We start from the raw sequence: 18,951 nt of genomic DNA, 5'->3' as shown, positions 1-18,951 counted from the left end.
TTGCGGTATGAGGTCCATTGTTCGCCTTTCCGTGCAATGCGCTGTGCATGCTGCGACGTGCTCAGCCGATGCGCGTGCACCAGGCGGCCGTCAGGAACGGAGACGATTCGTATCGGCGATCGTGACGGCACTCCGCTGCGGTGTGCCGCGCGAGTGCGCCATCCCCACTCGCCGAGAGGACCCGGCCACGAAGGCCTGCGGTGGCGGGCCGACGCGTCTAGCTGAACGGAACGACGGTGGTCCGCGGTGGTCCTGAGCGATCTCCGACGACGTACTGGACGGATACCTCATGCACGCCAGCTGAGGGAACCCACGTGAACGTGTCTGCCCATCCGTGGGCACCCAGGAAGCCAGGAATCAGCTCGTGAACGCCCCAGTCCATGCTCCGGTCGGTGAGGAGCCGGATCGATCCAGGCGCCGATCCGAGGACGAGGATGGTGAACCCACCACTTCCCGCGGCAGCGAACAGGCTTGGGGAAGCGTTCAGCGTCACGCGGGTGGTGGCCGGCGGTGACGTCGAGCCGTTCACGGTCGTCTGCGTGACCGAGAGGACATACGTGCCCTGCCCGAAGCCGGTGAGCTGTTCGGTCGACCAAGATCCGTCGAGATCGGCCGTCACCGTGACATCAGCCGAGGTTCCGTTGCTCAGCGTGATGACCGCGCGTGGTTCAGCCGTGCCGGAGACGATCGGGTAGAGCAGGTTCTGTTGCGCTCCTGTACCGGTGTCCACGAGGAGAACCGTGGGAGCCGAGAGCGCGTCGGGAGTCGAGTGCGGTGTCGATGACGGCGCGGGCTGCGGTGTCGGATCGGGTACAGGGACGGGTGTGGGTTGTGTGTTCGGCGGGGGAGACGCTGAAATCACGTCGGAGCCGACCGGAGGGATCGGAGTCGGCGAGCTCTCGGGTGACGGCGAGACAGGTCTTACCGGTGGCTGCTGGGTGGATCCCTCGCTGTCAGGATCCGTGACGACGAGCGGTTCAGGTGAGCGGCCAGATGTGTCGGACGGTGTGACCGCGCGAGGCAGGTCGACTGCAGACGACTCGGGCGGTGTTACGAGCGAGCTGGAGAGTGCGACCACAGCCCCTCCGAGTGCGGCCACCGTCACGACAACCAGGCTGCCGACGAGGAGTTGTGCGTTCGGGGAGGCCCCCGAGAAGCGATTGCTGATTCGTCGGATTCCGGACGGCCGCACGCTCGCGACCATCTGCGCAGAATGTGCACTGCCGCCGAGGAACATCGTCACGGCGCCCATCCCTCCAACGAGAGGGAGGAGCGCCCAGGGTAGGACTGAGGCGACACGTTTCGATTCCGCGGCCACCCGCGTACAGGCCGCGCATTCTCGAAGATGGGCGTCGATCTTGACCTGTTCCCGCTTCGCCACTTTTCCCCTCGCGTGCGCTCCGAGGCGTTCCACCGTCCAGCGGTGGTCACCGTCGAGCTTTTCAGACGCGAGGTGTGCTTGGATCCAGGCTTGGCGCAGACCCTCCTTCGCGCGGTAAGCGAGTGCGGACACGGTGTTCGGGGTCATGCCGAGTTCGGGCGCGATCTCGCGGGGTTTTCGTCCGTCCACCTCCGTGTACCAGAGGACTTCCTGCCATCGCTCCGGCAGCATCGTGAACGCCTTCGTGATGAGATCCCGGTCCACCGCATTGGCGTTTGCGATCTCGCCGGCCGTGGGATCAGCGAGTTCATCCATGTTGTCGAGTGGCTCGGCCTCCCGGCGGCGGCTCCAGGAGACGGCGACGTTCTGAACCGTTCGCACCAGATAGGCGCGAAACGCTGTCGAAGGCCCCCCTCCGTTGATGATCGCCCGGTAGACGCGCGTGAACGCCTCGGCGACGAGGTCATCGGGATCAAAGCTCGTGGTGAATGAGAGCGCGGCTGCTCGAGCTGGGCCTGCATATCGGCGCCAGAGTTCCGTGTACGCGCTTCGATCGCCCTCGCGGGTGCGCGATACGAGGTCCGCGTCGGGGATGGTTGTGAGTTCGGGGCTCAAGGGGTTCATGCTTCTCCGGGAGTGGGCTGACCAGGTCGGGGGAGGGACAGCCAAGACGAACGCTCAGACGCAGGGCGAGATGGTTGATGACGCCGCAGATCAGATCTGCCGGGTGCGGTCCGTCGGGTGGGGAGCGCACCGACCGGGTGGTGCCGCTTCGAGCGTTCACAGCCTCGCGTCGCCCAGGGGCCCGCCAGGTCCTTCGCGGCGGATATCACCCTCTGAATCACCCTGGAGCGAATGCACGGAGTTACACCGCGGTTCTGCTCATCAGCACCGCCGAGTGTCCGACCGTCAGCGGTCTCCGTTGACGGAGGACGGGTTGACGACGAGTCAGGCGGCGCACCGCGTCATGAGTGACAAGGGTTCGCGTCTGCATCAGCGGATTACTCAACGGAAGAAGGTTCGCCATGTCGTCACAGCCCCGACCGCCGCAACAGACTTCGAACTCGAACGGAGCCACTCGGACTGAAACGCACGTGCGACAGGGTGCACGGAGCAGACTCAAGCGACCGGATCTTTCCGAAGTGACTCGTGAGCGTCAACATCTGGATGCAGCCCTCGTTCAGGACTTCCTCGACGACCTGCCCGATCCCGTCGGCGTGACCGAGCTCGCCGCGGTCCTCGCGATTCCCCGGGCGGTCGTCCACGGCCGTCTCCGGCGCGGCGCACTCATCGGTGAGAAGACCCCGAACGGTTGGGACATCGACATCGAGGCAAACCGCGACTGGATCGCGGCGCAGTGGAAGAGCTCCATCAGGCGCCGCGACTGGAGTGAAGCTGTGCGCACCGACCGCATGCATCTCATTGTCGACGACCCGCGAGCCCTGACGATTCTGCGTGCGTTGACCTCCTCCCCGATGGCACCTGCCGAAGCCATCGTCACCGCGCTCATCGCGTTTCACGGCTCGGACGGCAGCAGTCTGGCCCGGCATGAAGGGGCCGAACCGGCGTCCTGACGTAGATCTCGGAGCAGTCTTCGCGCTCAGCGGGGGCGAACGTGCTGTCCGCTGTCACCTCGCGAACACGCTCGACGAGCTCGCCCACCCCCGACGCGCAGAACGAGCTGGAGCGACCATCTCGGTGACGATCTTTCAGTTCTCACGTCATGGTTACCGGTCAAGGTTGTCTACGCAGCCAGCAGGAGCATCGGCTCAGGCAAGCACGACGGCTGAGGAGGCCCACATGTACAACGCAGGGTCCTCTCTTCTCCTCATCCCACGACTGGCAGACCATTGTGAGCGTCATGGTGGTTAGCTGGCGTGGGGGATCACGTATCAGGAAGGGCCTCTGATGACTCGAGATGAGTCCGTCTCGTCGTCGGAGGCGGGTTCCGCGCTCCGGGCTGCGCTGGTTGGACAGGACTGGGATGTGGTCGCGGAGGTCATCAACGCTCATTGGTCGATCCTGCTTGCCCAGGACTTGCCGTTGTTGGAGGAGGCGCTGTCTGGAGCTCCTGATCGGATTCGACAGGATCAACCGCAATGGGCGACTGCTGCCGCATACGTCGGGTTGGTCGCCGGGGGTGTCAGTGCGCCGACGACCTACCGTGATGTGGTCTCTCGTCCGCGTGTTGAACGGAGCCTGCTCGACAGGGTGTCTGAACTGACCAGCCGCTCGGCTGGACGGCGGGCAGTCGGTGATTTCGACGCTGCCGTCGAAGCTGCTCAGCGGGCGACGGATCTGTTGCATACCGCCGCGGACGAGGAACGGGTGCTCATGAAGTATGTGCTCCCGCATCTGCTGATCCAGTTGGCTCGGAGCTTCGAGCTCGCCGGCGACGAGCGGCTTGCCCTCACAACCTTCACTGAGGCCTACGATCTCGGACGCGTGGTCGACGACGATCACGCGGCTGCTCTGGCGGCGAGCTGGATCGCCTGGATCCATGCGCTGGCCGGCCGACGATTGCTCGCTGAACGGTGGCTCCTGAGGACGGACACGCGGCTCCCGCTGCCCGTTCCGCTCCGTATCGGGGAGATGCTCACACGTGCCCTGCTCGCGGTTGATGCGTTGGACTTCGATGCCGCCCGAGCCTTCCTGGAACAGGTTGTCCCGGATTCAGGCACGGAGTGCTGGGCGGAGATCCTGTTGGTTCGCGCTTCTCTGGCTCGGCCCGAGGAGGGTGACCAGATCATCCGGACCGTGGAGGAAGAGATCGCCGGACTGCCCACGGCCCTGTACTCGCGTGGTACGAATGCGGATTGCCTGGCGATCGTCATCGTGCTCGCCCGTCAACTGCAATCGCAGCGGGGGAGAGCGAGTACCGATCTCCAACGACTCGGGATCGGTACGTCGACGGCCGCGACAGCCCTGGCCCATGCGTTCGCGAACGCCTCGAACGGCGACCGAGCTGCCTCCGTGAAACTGGCCCGGTCGGTGCAGAGAGGGTCATCAAGTCATTCGCGTTGGTCGATCATGGCTTCCTTGCTGCTCCACGCCCTGGGAGACGCGTCTGAGCGTGAACTGCGAAGCGTCGTATCGGCTGCGATCCAGGGAGAACAGCTGCGCTCATTGAACGTCATCCCGACCTCCGAGATCCCCTCGCTCGGGCTGCCTCCTGAGATCGCAGACCGGCTGGGGAAGACGCCGGTTTCCGAAAGTCTGGGCCCGATCGTCACGCTCTCTGAGCGAGAGCGGCAGATCCTCGTGCAACTCGAACAGGGCGACTCTGCTGTGGCCATCGCCGCGTCGCTGTTCATCAGCCTCAACACGGTGAAGACGCACCTGAAGAACATCTATCGCAAGCTCGGCGTGACGCGAAGGGACGAGGCAGTCGCGATCGCGCGCGAACTCGGCTGGGCCTGATATCAGCTGAAGCGACTCGCATTGTCCTGCTCGCGCTCGCGCTGACCGTGTTCTTGAGTGCGAGATCAACGGCAACCTGGCATTCCGCTCCATCTCCCCGGGGCGTAGAGCATTCGTCGGTGAGCTTCTCCATCACCCAGGCCCGGAGGCTCATGGTCGGGACCGTTCGGCGGGCGTTGTGCGCGAGTCCGCTTGCACCGGGCGCTGCCTCGTCCGGGCGAGCACCGCGGTACTTGTGGGTCTTGTCGGAACTATGCCTCCTCGGCGTCACAGATGAGCTCGCTCAGCGTCCTTGCAGGAGAGAGCACTCGGGAAGAACTGTCATCTGATCACATTCGACCGTGGGTTCTGGGATCTTGCTGGCACCTCGTGCACCGCTCGTGAGAAATAACGACGTTCTGACCAGACGTGACCCCGGTCTCACCTGCACAGGTGAGCCCCAACCTCAGAACAACTGAAAGAGAGCCCGATGACTTTCCGAACACTGATCGACTCGAACGAAACGAGAGGTCTGACGCGCCGGGTAGCGCTTGTCGTAGCGATGGCCCTCGCGGCGAGCACTTTCATCCTGGGCGGCACCACGTCGGCGCAAGCTCAGCCGCCAGCTTCGTCGGTCAACGACCCGTCCGCAGAGCCAGCTGCTCCCGCGGCGGTGGCTGAGCCCGCGCCCGGAGCTTCCATTGATCTCCAGGTCATTCTGGCGGGCCCCACCAGCAGCTCAGGAGGATCGGCGTTCAGCTATACCATCCAGCTGACCAACAACAGCCTGCCCGACGCAGATGGCTCGACATTCTCATTCGCTGCCCCGGCGGGGTCGACCAACGTCACCGCAACGTGCACGAACGCTACGAACGGAGCGAGTTGCGCGACCATCACCTCGACAACGGACTCGGCCGTTGATGGCGCTCTGCCAGTCCTTCCGCATCTCGGAACGGTCTTCATCACGGTCAGCGGCAACTATGCCGTGGGCACACCTTCGGTGACAGCTACGGCAACAGTTGCACCGCCAGCCGGCACGACCGATCCGGATCCGTCGACCAACAGCAGCGACGTGTCGACCGCACTCACCGTCCGGGTGGACACCGCAGTCACGAAGTCTGTCGACTTGCCGAGCATCACCCCGGGGGATTCCGCTACGTACACGCTGACGTACAGCAATGCGGGTCCGTCCAGCGCCGATGGTGCAGCCATCTACGACCGGCTCAGCGCGGTCAGTGCGGGCAGTGAGTTCTCGAGCATGCACATCCGGTTCCTCGGCTGCACGACGAGCGGCGGTGCTGTGTGCCCGACGTTGACGGATAGCGACAGTCCAACGAACAGCGCCGTGGTGCTCCAGACGTCGATCCCGACCTTCCCCGGTAACTCGACGGTCACGATCACGTACAAGGTCACCTTCGACCGGGGAAGCGGATGCTCAGCTTCCAGCAACCCGCTCGTGTACAACAGCGCCCGCGTCGATCCACCCAGGAACACGATCGAAACGAATACCGCCAATCAGACCTTCGATCTGTTCACGCCGGCCAACGTCACCAACTGTCCCCGCGTGGACACCACTGCTACGAAATCCGTCGACCTGGCGACCATCTCGCCCGGCGACACCGCGACCTACACACTCACCTTCAGCAACAACGAGTCTGGTTCAGCCGATGGTGCCACCATCTACGACCGGCTCAGTGCGGTCAGTGCGGGCAGTGAGTTCTCGAGCATGCACATCCGGTTCCTCGGCTGCACGACGAGCGGCGGTGCTGTGTGCCCGACGTTGACGGATAGCGACAGTCCCACGAACAGCGCCGTGGTGCTCCAGACGTCGATCCCGACCTTCCCCGGTAACTCGACGGTCACGATCACGTACAAGGTCACCTTCGACCGGGGAAGCGGATGCTCAGCTTCCAGCAACCCGCTCGTGTACAACAGCGCCCGCGTCGATCCGCCCGGGAACGTGATCGACACGAACGCCGCCAATCAGACCTTCGATCTGTTCACGCCGGCCAACGTCACCAACTGTCCCCGCGTGGACACCACTGCTACGAAATCCGTCGACCTGGCGACCATCTCGCCCGGCGACACCGCGACCTACACACTCACCTTCAGCAACAACGAGTCTGGTTCAGCCGATGGTGCCACCATCGTGGACCAGCTCAACCGCACCAATGCGGGCTCCGCGTTCAACGGAACGAGCGTTCATTTCACCGGTTGCACGACCACCGGCGGCGCGGTCTGTCCGCAACTCACAGATCGCGTCAACGCAGGAAACAACTCAACGGTCCTGCAAACGGTGCTGCCAACGTTCCCGGGCAATTCCAGCGTGACCATCACGTACGAGGTCACGTTTGGGAAGGCGGCAACCGGCGCGTGCAGCAGTAGTGGCAGGTCCGACATGTACAACTACGCCCGGATCGGCGCGCCAACGGACACCATCGATACGAACACGTCGAACCAGACCGTTGATCTGTTCACCCCTGTGATCTGCGCCGAAATCACCGTGAACAAGTCCGTTTCCCCAGCGAGCGTGCAAGCCGGACAGACGGTCACCTACGCGGTGAGTGTCTCGAACGCGGGAGCCGCGTCGGCCGATTCCATCACCTTCTCCGACCCCCTTCCGACGAACTTCCTCTACTCGTCGGTGGCCTGTGCCCCGCTTGCCGGTTCGCCAGTCTGCCCGACCGCGACGTTCGACGCGGCAACGAACACAGTCAGCGCGGTCATGGATCTCGCCGCTGGTGATGGTGCGACCATCGTCATCACCGGGACTGCTGGGGTCGTTCAGGGGACATATGCCAACACGGCCTCTGCCACTCCGAGCGCGACCAGCGTCTACTTCGATCCCAACCCGGCAACCGACTCCAGCAAGGTCAACCTGCAGATCTTCAACACGACGTCCTCGATCACCGTGACGAAGCGAATCGCAGGACTCCCGGCAGAAGGTCTTCCCGCGCCAGAAACATTCACCGGGTCGATCACTTGCGCGACGCAAGGATCAACACAGTGGTCGGTGACCGTCCCGGCCGGAAGCGACAGTGCTTCGGCCTCACCCATCCAGTTCTTCGACGGGGAGTCCTGTTCGATCCAGGAGGATACGCCGAGAGGCACGCCAGCCGGATATGCATGGGTCGGGTCGCCGACCATCACACCAGCCGTCATCGCCCAGCTCGGCCCGACAAGCCCGGTCGCCGTCACGGTCACGAACACCCTCGCGGCGCTACCGGCGACGTCGGCCTCTCTGGTGATCACGAAGAACATCGCTGGATCGTCACGAGCCGGTACGCAATCCGACCAAGTGTTCTCTGGGCAGATCGTCTGCACCGACCCTGACGGCGGCGTCGACGTGACGCAGGACTGGGCCGTCACGGTCCCAGCGGGACAGTTGAGCGCGTCGACCTCACCGATCGATGAACCAGCAGGCGCTTCCTGCGCGGTCGTTGAGTCGGCACCGACAACGGCTCCCCCCGGTTACACCTGGAGGGCACAACCGGAGATCTCTCCGACGTCGACCGGCGCGCTCAGCGCCGGCCAAATCGTCCCGATCACCGTCACGAACACCCTGCAGGCGGACCCGTCAGTTCCCAGCGGATCGTTGGCACTGACGAAGAACATCGCAGGCGGACCGACGACCGGCACGACCGGCGCCTTCGGTCTCACCGCCTTCTGTGGCCACGACGGAACCTACGCGGCAGTCATCAGCATCACTGAAGGAACGACCGGATCTGCTGTGATCGCGAACATCCCCGATGGAGCTCAGTGCTCCGTCCAGGAATCATCCGTCACCGCAGCACCCGCGGGCTTCACCTGGAACGCTCCCGAAGTCAGTGCCCAAGCCGTGACCATCGAGGCTGGCTCTGCCACCCCGATCACGGTCACGAACCCTCTTCGAATCAAGGAAGGCGCACCTTCGATCAACCAGTCCGGCGACCTCGCTTCTACCGGACTAGCGATCGGATCATCAGTCGCTACCGCGGTACTGCTCCTTGCCTTCGGAACGTGGTTCGTCGTCGGACGCCGACGGAGGCGCGTCTAGCCACAAGAGCACGTCCAGCTCGGTTCAGGGCGCAGCCCGCCCCACCACGGAGGACGGGCTGCCGAAGGCGGCAGGAGGACACGAAGCACCGAGCCCCCGATGCCGCGACGATTGGCGATCGCCGCGGCATCGGGGTCGTGCGTCAGGCGGTTCCGAAGGGGTTGTCGATGACGTATCGCCATCCGTGCTCCTCGTCGTACACGGCGACATCGGAGGTGGTACCGGCGAGCTCGACGTCGGAGCCGTCGGGGCTGACGCCCTCGATCGTCCAATCGGCGACCGCGAGGCCGGTGGTGCCGCTCTGGAACACGCGACGGACGTTCATGCTGATGGGCAGGTTGAGGCCGAGGAACTGGCCGAAGGCACCGCGGACGGCCTCTTCGCCCTGCACCGGCCGTCCGGGCACCGGCACGAAGACGGCGTCAGGCACGTTCAACGCCAGCAGGGCGTCGACGTCCTGTGCGTTGAAGCGCTCGGCAAACGCGAGGTTGAGCTGGTCAAGTGATTCGACCCGGGGGTACGACATGGCTGGTTCCTTTCGAGATGACGCCCGCGGAAGCGGGTTCATCGAGAAAGACGGGAGCCGTCGAAGAATGTGACAAGACCGCCGGATCAGCCGCGGAGTGCCCGTCGGGCCCGCGCGATCCGCTGCCGGACGGTTGCCGCGGAGAGGCCGAGCTCCTCCGCGATGTCACCCGTGGACCTGCCGTCGATGACGAACAGGAGCAATGGCTCACGAAGGGGCGGGGGGAGAGCGGCGATCGCTTGAAAGGCAGCGGTCAGCTGCTCCTGCAGTTCCACCTCCCGGGCGACGTCCTGACCCGACTCCAGCCGTTCGCAGAGCACCTCGCCGAGGTCATCCTTCCGGGCCCGGTGCATGTCGATCGCGGTCGTGCGGACGATCGTGTCCAACCACGAGCACACCGATCCGCTGTCACTGGAACGCAGCGCATCGACCGAACGCCAGGCGCGGAGTGCGGCGTTCTGGGCTGCGTCGTCGGCGTCCGAGACCGGGACACCCAACGAGATGCTGCGACGTCGAAGCCGCTGCGGCTCGGCCTGGAGCATGGCCGCGAGGCGGTCAGGAGCTGTCATCCTGCTGACGGACGGACGTTCGGCCAGAGCCATCAACGCGCTTTCGGATTGAGTCCGTCGACAGCTCGATAGACGTCCAGCACAACGGCTACGCTGTTGGGCTCAGGTCTGAGCGGCTCAATGGAATGAAGCACCGTTTGCGCCTGGTCGAACGAAGCGATCGCTGTTCCGAGCAGCCATAGCTCCCATCGTGGTGCTCGTCGCTCCAATACGGTTTCCTGTGTCGTCGCGAGCCACCAAAGCGTCCAAGTGCCCTTGCCGCGATTGTCGTCGTCTCCGTCGCGACGCCAATCTGTTCCGAACGGATACCAGTTCCTGCCGCCTTCGCTGTCCGCGGTTCGGCGGGGGTCTTCTCTGACGAAGAGGGCTTCAGTACTGTATCTCGTGAACCCGGTCGGAGACGCATCTCGTTGCGCGACCGCACGCTCGAGCGCCGCCGAGCGGGGTCGGATTCGTCGGTCTGAATCGATCGAGTCCTCATCGACCATCATTCGGTCGGGCCGCTGCGGAACGTCGTTGCGTTCAGCCATCGATACTTCGCATCGCTCACGCGCCTCATGGGACTCCTCCACCGCATGGTCAGTTACCACCACGTCCCGTGGCTGGTCAAACGCATCGACGTGCGCACGACGCCTTCATGACGCGGCGAACAAGGACTTTCGACAGATCGGTGCCATCCTGGGTGCTGCGAGGGTGGGCAGCCTGTTCGTTGCGAACCTCACGGATCTGCTCGCAGTTCGTCTGCCTGCTGACGCCGCCACTGCGGCTGGGGGAAGCAACTCGTTCACTCCGGCACTGGTACGAGATGCCGAGCAGTGCTGGGCGCTCGGCCACCGACGTCCACCCCGTCACCGCGTGCGCGCACCCAAGCAGAACACCGCGCAACGTCATCACGCCGGTCGCGATGTCGAACCATCGTCGCCCGAATGGCCGATGCGTCCGCTGCGTGGACAGCTGGGGAGGCATGAGTACCAGCACTTCCGCACGGTCGCTCCGCGGGCGGCCGATCACTCCTCGGCGTCACACTTCGAGAGGTACCCAGCATTGCGGCGGACACGAGTCGCGAGTTTACGGTGAGTAACGGGTGACTCACCGTCAAGAGAACCATTCAGCAGAGTGTGAATAACCTGATGAGAGTACATATCGCAAGCATCGGCTTGAGAATGGCGTTTGCTCACGCGGCAGTTCGAAGACGGCCCCATGGTCGTGAAAAAATCACCGCTGACCAGGTATTTGGAGCGGATGACGGGAATCGAACCCGCGCTATCAGCTTGGGAAGCTGAAGTTCTACCATTGAACTACATCCGCGTGGCGCCGGAGCGTCCTGAGTAATCGTACATGACCCGGTGGGCCTCCGTTCGGTCCCTGTGTGCGGCCCCCTGTCGGACCCTGAGCTTGTCGAAGGGCGGGGTGTGGTCGTGTGCCCTTCGACAGGCTCAGGGACCGGGGTTGGGCTCAGGGACCGGGGTTCGGCTCAGGGACCATGGACAGCTCAGTGACCGGAGCCGGCTCGGTGAGCCGGGTGGCTCAGAGCTAGGCTGGTTCACCGTTCCCCGAGCGGGACGGGATCGAGGGTGTGACGTGAAGCGCAGTGCAGGTGTCGTCGTGGCCGGCCTCGCCGCCGTTGCCGTCGCAGGCTTCGGGGTCGCGAGCGCCATGGTCGCCCGTCGCGTCGTCGGAGCCGGGCGCGTGCACTACAGCGAGGTGTTGCCGACCTCGTCGCCGATGACCGTACGGCTCGAACGGAAAGCGGCAACGGCGCTACCGGGACGATACGGACTCGAGTTCGACGACGGCTCGCGGGTCATCGTCGGACCGGTGATCGGTCGCGAGACGACGGACGGCTCCGTGATGCGGAGTGTGGTCAGCGGCCGCGTTCCCGCAGGTGCGACCCGTGCGCGGTTCACCGGCGCGGCCGTGACACCCGCGGAACTCGGCGTGGACGAGGCGCGAGTGCCGAGGACACGGTCGGGGGCGTGGCGATTCGAGGGGACCGTAGACGGCGACGCTCATGGCGACACCTGGGTCGTGCACACCCACGGACTCGGGGCCTCGCCGCTCGCGACTCTCCGCTCCGTGCAGGCCGTGCAGCGCGCGGGACTGCCGTCGCTCGTCACCTGCCTCGGGTCCGCGTTCGCCGAGCGTCGCTCCGGGGCTGACGCCACGGACGTCGACCGCGTCATCGCGGCCATCGACGACGCCGTGGCGCTCGGTGCGCGACGGGTCATCGTCTGCGGGTGGTCCTACGGCGCCGCACTGAGCCTCGCAGCGGCACGCGAGCGACCCGATGTGGTGCAGGGCGCGATCCTCATCTCGCCGATGCTCGGCCTCAGCGAGACGGTGCTGCACGCTGCCGCGGTCGCCGGGGTGCCGCGGGTGCTCGTGCACTCGGCGCTCGCCGTGCTCTCGACGCCGGTGCTGGCACGATCGGCCGGCGTGCGCGGAGCGGTTCCGGTCCGCGCGCTGTCCGCCGGGCCGATCGACGGTCTGCCGACGCTCGCGATCCACTCGCCCGGCGACACGACGATCCCCGTGGAACTCACGCGGGCCGTCGCTCGCCGCGTACCCTCGTTCGAGCTTGTCGAGGTCGCCGCGGCGCCGCACGGCTTGGAGTGGAACGTCGCGCCGGAGGCGTTCGAAGCGGCCGTGAGGGAGTGGCTGGGAGTGCGCTGATCGGGCGACGCTCGGTGCCTGAGCGCGTCGAAGGGCGGGGTGTACTCGTGCTGCCCTTCGACAAGCTCAGGGACCGAGGTAGCTGGGGGCCGGGTCGCGGTCGGTTGGGTGCGTTGTGCCCTTCGACGGGCTCAGGGAGCGAGGTGGCTGGGGGAGCGGGTCGCTGTCGGTTGGGTGCGTGGTGCCCTTCGACAGGCTCAGGGACCGGGATGGTTGGGGGAGCGGGTCACGGTCGGTTGGGTGCGTGCTGCCCTTCGACAGGCTCAGGGACCGAGGTGGTTGGGGCTCAGGGGCCGGTGCCTTCGACAGGCTCAGGGACCGGTGCCCTTGACAGGCTCAGGGACCGGCGGGGCCGGACCTACTTCGCGTAGCGGTAGCGAGCGCCGGTGTGCTCCTCGGGGAGACGGTCGCCACGACCGTGGAGCTTGTGGCGGAGGCTGCCCTCGACGTACTCCTCGGGGTAGGCGCCACGACGACGCAGCTCGGGGATGACGAACTCGACGATGTCCTCGAAGGTGCCCGGCGTGATCGCGTAGGCGAGGTTGAAGCCGTCGACGTCGGTCTCCTCCACCCACTCCTGCAGGGTGTCGGCGATCTCCGACGCACTGCCGACGATCCGCGGACCGAGCCCACCGATCGCGCCCATGCGCGCGATGTCCTTCACCTTGAACTCGCCACCCTCCTCATTGGCCGCCTGGTAGTTGGCGACCGCCGACTGGATGGCGTTGCTCTTGACGTTACCGATCGGCTCCTCCGGGTCGTACTGCGACAGGTCGATGCCCATCCAGCCCGACATGAACACGAGCGCACCCTCCTGCGACGCGTACTGCAGGTAGTCCTCGTGCTTCGCCTGGGCCTGCTCGCTCGTCTCGTCGGTGATGATCGTCAGCAGCGTGTAGATCTTCGCCGAGTACCGGTCACGACCGGCGGCCTCGAGGGCGTCGCGGATGCGTCCGACCGTCGCCTTCAGGCCGGCCTTCGTCGACGCACCGACGAAGATCGCCTCCGCGTTGCCCGCGGCGAACTGGATGCCGCGCGGCGACGCACCGGCCTGGTAGATCACCGGCGTGCGCTGCGTGGACGGCTCGGACAGGTGGATGCCGGGCACCGTGTAGTGCTTGCCGAAGTGCCCGATCTCGTGGACCTTCGTCGGGTCGGTGAACACGCCCGTCTCGCGGTCGCGCACGACAGCGTCGTCCTCCCACGAGCCCTCCCACAGCTTGTACAGGACCTCGAGGTACTCGTCGGCGACGTCGTACCGCTCGTCGTGCTCGAGCTGGTCGTCGTGCCCCATGTTGCGCGCCGCACTCGGCAGGTAGCCGGTGACGACGTTCCAGCCGACCCGCCCCTTCGTCAGGTGGTCGAGCGTCGACATGCGCCGCGCGAACGGGTACGGGTGCTCGTAGGCGGTGCCGGCCGTGACGCCGAAGCCGAGGTGCTTCGTCACCGCGGCCATCGCCGAGACGAGCAGGATCGGGTCGTTCACGGGCACCTGCGCGCCGTTGCGGATCGCGGCCTCGTTGCTGTCGCCGTAGACGTCGTACGTGCCGAGGACGTCGGCGATGAAGATGCCGTCGAAGTTGCCGCGCTCGAGCAGCTGCGCCAGGTCCGTCCAGTAGGAGAGGTCCTTGTAGGTGCTCGAGCGGTCGTCGGGGTGACGCCACATGCCCGACGCCTGGTGGGCGACGCAGTTCATGTCGAAGGCGTTGAAGCGGATCTGTCGGGTCATACGCACGATCCTGCATCACGAGTCCCGGACGTCGCCTGGCAATCGGCCTCGCCCGTAACAGGGCGTCATCTGGGCGCAGCGCACTACCCGCGCGAGGTGTCCTCCGCGGCGATCGCCTCGGCGTACTCCGCGTCACTGAGGGCACCGACCGTCGAGTGCCGACGCCCGTACCCGAGGTAGAGCGCCGCGCCGACGAGCATCCAGATGAGGAACACGATCCAGGTCGTCCCGCCGAGCGACACCATCAGCCCGAGACACATGACGATGCCGAGCGCCGGGACCACCGGGAACAGCGGGACGGAGTAGCTGCGATCGAGATCGGGGCGCAGGCGACGCAGGAGGATGACCGACAGGTTCACGAGGGCGAACGCGAACAGCGTGCCGATGCTCGTGGCGTCGGCGAGCTCGCCGAGCGGGATGAGGGCGGCGACCACGGCGACGACCGCACCGACGATGACGGTCCCGGCGACGGGTGTCCCGCTGCGGCGACCGACGCGCGAGAACACCCGCGGCACCATGCCGTCCTGCGCCATCCGGTACAGGATGCGCGTCTGCCCGTAGTAGACGGTGAGCACCACGCTCGCGATGGCGATGACCGCGCCGATGGAGAAGAACAGGGCGACGATCGGCTGTCCGGTGATCTCGGTGAGGATGCCGACGAACGCGGACTCGTCGTCGGCGAACTCGGTCCACGGCCGGGCACCGATCGCGGCGATGGCGACGAGGATGTAGACGGCGGTGACGATCACCATCGACAGGATGATCGCGCGCGGCAGGTCGCGACGTGGGTTCGTCGCCTCATCGCCGGCGGTCGACGCCGCGTCGAACCCGATGTAGGAGAAGAACAGCCGGCTGGAGGCTGCCGCGATACCGGCGACCCCCATGGGCGCGAGCGGTTCGAAGTTGCCGAGGGAGAACGCCGAGAACGCGATGACGACGAAGACGAGGAGCACGGCGAGCTTCACGAACACCATGATCGTGTTCGCCCAGGCGCTGTCCTTCGCGCCGCGGACGAGCAGCAGCATCGCGAGGAGGACGAGGGCCGCGGCCGGCAGGTTGATCAGGCCGTCGGCGACGCCGATCGGGTTCGCGAGTGCCGGCGGCAGTCCCAGACCGAAGACCGCGAGCGCCTCGTTCACGTACTGCCCGGCACCGACGGCGACCGCCGCGACGGAGACTCCGTACTCGAGCACGAGACACCACCCGCACACCCAGGCGACGCCCTCACCCATCGTCGCGTAGGCGTAGGAGTAGCTGGATCCGGAGACGGGTACCGAACCGGCCATCTCGGCGTAGGACAGGGCCGACAGGAGTGCTGCGAGCCCGGCGACCGCGAACGCGATCCAGACGGCGGGTCCGGCGAGCGGGACGGCGGTGCCGAGGACGACGAAGATACCGGTGCCGAGTGTCGCGCCGACGCTGATCATCGTGAGCTGCCAGACGCCGAGCGAACGGCGGAGCGACGTCCCCGAGTCGGCGGGATCCGTCCCGAGTCGGACGAGCGGCATGCGCCGGCGCAGCTGCACGTGGAGCGGGAGTCGGCGGTTGGTCACGGGTATCCATGGTAACCGTGGGTGCGGGGAGCGTCGGGCGCGCTCGCACTCACCCCGTCTCGGCGAGCTCGGGTCTGGTCTCGTGTCGTCGGCCGTCGGGTGTGGTCCAGGTGAGGATGCCGCCGGGGTGGTGCTCGAGGTTCCAACCCGGCAGGTGTTTCAGCCGGTGATGATGTCGGCAGAGACAGGCCAGGTTGTCGACAGCTGTGGTGCCGCCGTCCTGCCAAGCGACCGAGTGGTCGAGGTCGCAGCTCCGGGCGGCTCGTCCGCAGCCCGGAGCCCGACACGTGGTGTCTCGCAGGCGGACGGCGCGCGCCAGGTCTGCCGGTACCCGGTACTGCTCGCGCCCGACGGACACGACGGCTCCCGTTTCCGGTTGGGTGAGGATACGGGTCATGGAAGGGGCCGTGACGGCGAGTCGGGCGGCGGTGTCGGGGTCGATCGGGCCGTAGCCGTCGAGCACGCCGGGTTCGTCGGTGACGCCGAGGGTGGACAGGGCCGGGACGGTCATCTGGACGGTGGCCCGGATGCGGGCCTCGATGCCGACGGGCTCGGCGAGCAAGGGGTCGGCCCCGGCGGCGACCGCCTCCTCCGCGATCCTGGCTGCGTCGTCGAGCGGCGCGGAACCGGGCAGCCAGGTAAACGCCCCGGTCGTCTCCGGGTCGACCGCGATGGGACCGACGTCGTCGCTCACCGTGCCGGCCACGGCGAGCGACGCGAGGGCGTCGGCGCGCAGCTGCGCGAGCGTGCGGGTGTCGCCCGCGATCCGCGCCGGGACCGCGACGGCGTCGAGGCGGTTCCTGATCGCGTGCGCCAGCGGGGCGGTGGTGAACAAGTGCAGCCAGGCCATGCCGTCGGCCGCAGCTTCGAGCTCGACACGGCGGTCGGTGATCGAGCGCGTGCGTCGAGCGGTGATCGATTCGGGGTGCAACCGCTCCCGTACGACCCTCGCGCGCTGCCGGAGGCGTGCGGTCGTCGATCGGAGGGCGACGGGCAGCACCTGCTCCAGGAACACCGCGCGGCCCTCCGCCGGGACGTCGCGGAGTTGGTCGGTGATCGCGCGGGCGTGACCGCCGCTGATGGAACCTTGCGCGAGCGCCTCGAGCACGACGGGTGCGTGGTGGACGAGCGCCTCGGCGTCGCCGACCCGCGCCTGGAGCGTCGGCTCGGACATCCTCGTGGCGATCGCGAGCGACGCGCACATCGACCGCCTCGCGAGGTCGCGGGCGTCGGTCGAGGTGGTGCTCGCGGAGACGAGCGCTGACGCGGTCGCATCGGCGTAGGAGAAGGCCTCGGCCAGCAGCTGCGCCTCCTCGGCGTCGAGCGCCGCGCGGCGCCGGCCGAGGTCGACGAAGCGGTCGGTGAACGACGCCATCCGAGCGGCGAACACATCGCTCGGGTGTTCCGGGTGCTCCGGATACCCCGAGCGCTCGTGCACCTCGGGGCCCTCGAACGTGGCGGTCTCGGTCATGACTCCAGTCCAACATGGACCACTGACATTCGAGATGATCACGAGGATCCGGGCCGCTCTGACCCGCCCATCGCCTCGCACAGACGACCGCCGAACACCAGGGCGAGCCCGCCGTCACCGGTGGCTCGTACGATGAGCGGGTGGGTATGCGTTCGCTGCTGAGTCAGCTGGCCGGGGGAGTCCGAGGAGCGGCGCCGGAGGGCGTCGACGAGCAGGCGGTCGTCCGCCTCAACGCGGAACGGCCCGTGCGCGAGGTGCTCGAGCTGGCCGGCCGGATCGGCGAGTCGATGCTGGCGCTCGGAGCCGCAGCGGCCGAGGTCACCGACGCCATCCGCCGGGTGTGCCGCGCGTTCGACCTCGAATGCCAGGTCGACCTCACCTTCACCTCCATCCTCATCGCTCACGACGGGTCCGAGCTGTCACCGGGCGTCACCGTGCTCCGCGTGGTCCGCTCGCCCTCCGCCGACTTCGACCGCCTCGCCAAGGTCGTCGTGGTCGCCGAGGGCATCACCAACCGGTCCGAACCGATCATGACGGTCACCGACGTCGCCCGCGACGAGGAGGCCGACCTCCGCGACGAACTGCACGCCCGCCTCGGCGCCGCCCACCGCGACCTCGACCGCATCCTCACCGCACGACGGACCTACCGCCGCGGCTTCGTCACCGTGCTGCTGTCGACGATGGCGGCGGCCGTCGCCGTCCTCCTCGGTGGCGGCGTCGTCTCGATGCTGCTCGCCGCCGCCACCACCGCGCTCATCGACAGCGCCTTCCGCGCACTGAACGTCTGGAAGCTGCCGGTCTTCTTCCTGCAACTCACCGGGGCGGCGATCGCCACGACCGTCGCCGTCCTCATCTCGATCCTCAGCCCCTACGTCCCGGACGACCTCTCGGCCCTGCCGCCCGCCCTCATCGTCGCGTCGGGCATCGTCGTCCTCCTCGCCGGCGCTTCGCTCGTCGGGGCGGCCGACGACGCGATCAACGGGTTCCCCGTCACCGCGAGCGGACGGCTCGTCGAGGTGATGCTCCTCACCATCGGGATCGTGGTCGGCATCGGTGGCGTCCTCGACCTCGCCCGGCGCCTCGGCATCTCCCTCGTCCTCTTCGACCTCCCGGTGAGCCCGTGGCCCGTCGCCGTGCAGATCGTCGGCGCGGCCGTGGCCTCCGCCGCCTGGGCGATGGCCTCGCAGGCGGCCCTCCGTGCAGCGTTCTTCGCCGGGGTCACCGGCGCGATCGCGTTCTCCGTCTTCGTGTTCGTCTCCGGCAGTGGCGTCGCGCCCGCCGCAGCCAGTGCGCTCGCCGCGCTCATCATCGGCTTCGCCGCGGAGGCGCTCGGCCCGCGGCTGCGCATCCCGGCGATCATCCTCACCATCTGTGGGATCGTGCCGCTGCTGCCCGGGCTCGCGATCTACCGCGGCATGCTCGCGCTCGTGAACGGCGAGCAGGGTTCCGAGGGGGTCGAACAGCTGCTGCAGGCGGGCCTCACCGGCCTCGCGCTCGCCGCCGGCGTCACGCTCGGCGAGATCCTCGCCCGCCGCACGGGCGTCTCCGGCCGCGTGCTGCTGCCCGGATACATCCGGCGCTCCAAGCGGCACCCGCGCTGAGCAGCCCCGGTCA

The 18,951-nt window shown here is 67.0% G+C and carries 12 protein-coding genes and 1 tRNA gene; 5 read left to right on the top strand and 8 right to left on the bottom strand.

Annotated features, from left to right (window positions below):
• Positions 1-217: 217 nt before the first annotated feature.
• On the bottom strand, positions 218-1,996 hold the full coding sequence (locus ACZZZB_RS07785) for a sigma-70 family RNA polymerase sigma factor (protein WP_463529351.1): 1,779 nt from the start codon (positions 1,994-1,996) through the stop codon (positions 218-220).
• 410 nt (positions 1,997-2,406) lie between these two features.
• Between ACZZZB_RS07785 and ACZZZB_RS07780 the strand changes: the two genes are divergently transcribed.
• From ACZZZB_RS07780 to ACZZZB_RS07770, 3 genes are all read left to right on the top strand, one after another.
• Entirely contained in the window at positions 2,407-2,955 is a 549-nt protein-coding gene (locus ACZZZB_RS07780) for a hypothetical protein (protein ID WP_463529350.1), read from the top strand.
• Between the two features lie 334 nt (positions 2,956-3,289).
• Positions 3,290-4,801 (top strand): helix-turn-helix transcriptional regulator, encoded by a 1,512-nt coding sequence (locus ACZZZB_RS07775; RefSeq protein WP_463529349.1) that lies wholly within the window; start codon positions 3,290-3,292, stop codon positions 4,799-4,801.
• Between the two features lie 469 nt (positions 4,802-5,270).
• The gene (locus tag ACZZZB_RS07770) at positions 5,271-8,816 is read left to right on the top strand and encodes a DUF5979 domain-containing protein (RefSeq protein ID WP_463529348.1); all 3,546 of its coding nucleotides are present in this window, start codon (positions 5,271-5,273) and stop codon (positions 8,814-8,816) included.
• Between the two features lie 142 nt (positions 8,817-8,958).
• Here ACZZZB_RS07770 and ACZZZB_RS07765 read toward each other — a convergent pair whose 3' ends face one another.
• The 4 genes from ACZZZB_RS07765 to ACZZZB_RS07750 form a co-directional block, all read right to left on the bottom strand.
• Entirely contained in the window at positions 8,959-9,342 is a 384-nt protein-coding gene (locus tag ACZZZB_RS07765; protein WP_463529347.1) for a YybH family protein, read from the bottom strand.
• A gap of 86 nt (positions 9,343-9,428) precedes the next feature.
• Positions 9,429-9,911, bottom strand: coding sequence for an RNA polymerase sigma factor (locus ACZZZB_RS07760; RefSeq protein WP_463529346.1), 483 nt, complete (start codon positions 9,909-9,911; stop codon positions 9,429-9,431).
• A 32-nt stretch (positions 9,912-9,943) separates the two neighbouring features.
• A complete protein-coding gene (locus ACZZZB_RS07755) occupies positions 9,944-10,441 on the bottom strand; it encodes a hypothetical protein (RefSeq protein ID WP_463529345.1) in 498 nt (165 codons plus the stop codon).
• Between the two features lie 704 nt (positions 10,442-11,145).
• Positions 11,146-11,219 (bottom strand) — tRNA-Gly (locus ACZZZB_RS07750).
• A gap of 273 nt (positions 11,220-11,492) precedes the next feature.
• Here ACZZZB_RS07750 and ACZZZB_RS07745 point away from each other — a divergent pair.
• On the top strand, positions 11,493-12,584 hold the full coding sequence (locus tag ACZZZB_RS07745; RefSeq protein WP_463529344.1) for an alpha/beta fold hydrolase: 1,092 nt from the start codon (positions 11,493-11,495) through the stop codon (positions 12,582-12,584).
• Positions 12,585-12,942: 358 nt separating this feature from the next.
• Here the strand turns inward: ACZZZB_RS07745 and ACZZZB_RS07740 are convergent, their stop codons facing one another.
• From ACZZZB_RS07740 to ACZZZB_RS07730, 3 genes are all read right to left on the bottom strand, one after another.
• On the bottom strand, positions 12,943-14,313 hold the full coding sequence (locus ACZZZB_RS07740; protein WP_192004341.1) for an LLM class flavin-dependent oxidoreductase: 1,371 nt from the start codon (positions 14,311-14,313) through the stop codon (positions 12,943-12,945).
• 83 nt (positions 14,314-14,396) lie between these two features.
• A complete protein-coding gene (locus ACZZZB_RS07735; RefSeq protein WP_463530549.1) occupies positions 14,397-15,821 on the bottom strand; it encodes an APC family permease in 1,425 nt (474 codons plus the stop codon).
• A gap of 94 nt (positions 15,822-15,915) precedes the next feature.
• Positions 15,916-17,337 (bottom strand): HNH endonuclease signature motif containing protein, encoded by a 1,422-nt coding sequence (locus ACZZZB_RS07730; RefSeq protein WP_463529343.1) that lies wholly within the window; start codon positions 17,335-17,337, stop codon positions 15,916-15,918.
• 146 nt (positions 17,338-17,483) lie between these two features.
• Between ACZZZB_RS07730 and ACZZZB_RS07725 the strand changes: the two genes are divergently transcribed.
• Positions 17,484-18,938 carry a threonine/serine exporter family protein gene (locus tag ACZZZB_RS07725; RefSeq protein WP_085512105.1) on the top strand — a complete coding sequence of 485 codons (1,455 nt, stop codon included), beginning with the start codon at positions 17,484-17,486 and terminating at the stop codon, positions 18,936-18,938.
• Positions 18,939-18,951: the final 13 nt, after the last annotated feature.

This window comes from Plantibacter sp. AC185 (assembly GCF_979258065.1).
Note: the sequence above shows the minus strand (reverse complement) of the source record. Positions and strands in the feature narration are given on the sequence as shown.

Bases quoted from the DNA above. Each gene is read 5' to 3' on its own strand.
- ACZZZB_RS07780 (WP_463529350.1), top strand. From the start codon at position 2,407: ATGTCGTCACAGCCCCGACCGCCGCAACAGACTTCGAACTCGAACGGA.
- ACZZZB_RS07735 (WP_463530549.1), bottom strand. From the start codon at position 15,821: ATGCCGCTCGTCCGACTCGGGACGGATCCCGCCGACTCGGGGACGTCG.
- ACZZZB_RS07755 (WP_463529345.1), bottom strand. From the start codon at position 10,441: ATGGCTGAACGCAACGACGTTCCGCAGCGGCCCGACCGAATGATGGTC.
- ACZZZB_RS07760 (WP_463529346.1), bottom strand. From the start codon at position 9,911: ATGACAGCTCCTGACCGCCTCGCGGCCATGCTCCAGGCCGAGCCGCAG.
- ACZZZB_RS07740 (WP_192004341.1), bottom strand. From the start codon at position 14,313: ATGACCCGACAGATCCGCTTCAACGCCTTCGACATGAACTGCGTCGCC.
- ACZZZB_RS07725 (WP_085512105.1), top strand. From the start codon at position 17,484: ATGCGTTCGCTGCTGAGTCAGCTGGCCGGGGGAGTCCGAGGAGCGGCG.
- ACZZZB_RS07775 (WP_463529349.1), top strand. From the start codon at position 3,290: ATGACTCGAGATGAGTCCGTCTCGTCGTCGGAGGCGGGTTCCGCGCTC.
- ACZZZB_RS07765 (WP_463529347.1), bottom strand. From the start codon at position 9,342: ATGTCGTACCCCCGGGTCGAATCACTTGACCAGCTCAACCTCGCGTTT.
- ACZZZB_RS07770 (WP_463529348.1), top strand. From the start codon at position 5,271: ATGACTTTCCGAACACTGATCGACTCGAACGAAACGAGAGGTCTGACG.
- ACZZZB_RS07730 (WP_463529343.1), bottom strand. From the start codon at position 17,337: ATGACCGAGACCGCCACGTTCGAGGGCCCCGAGGTGCACGAGCGCTCG.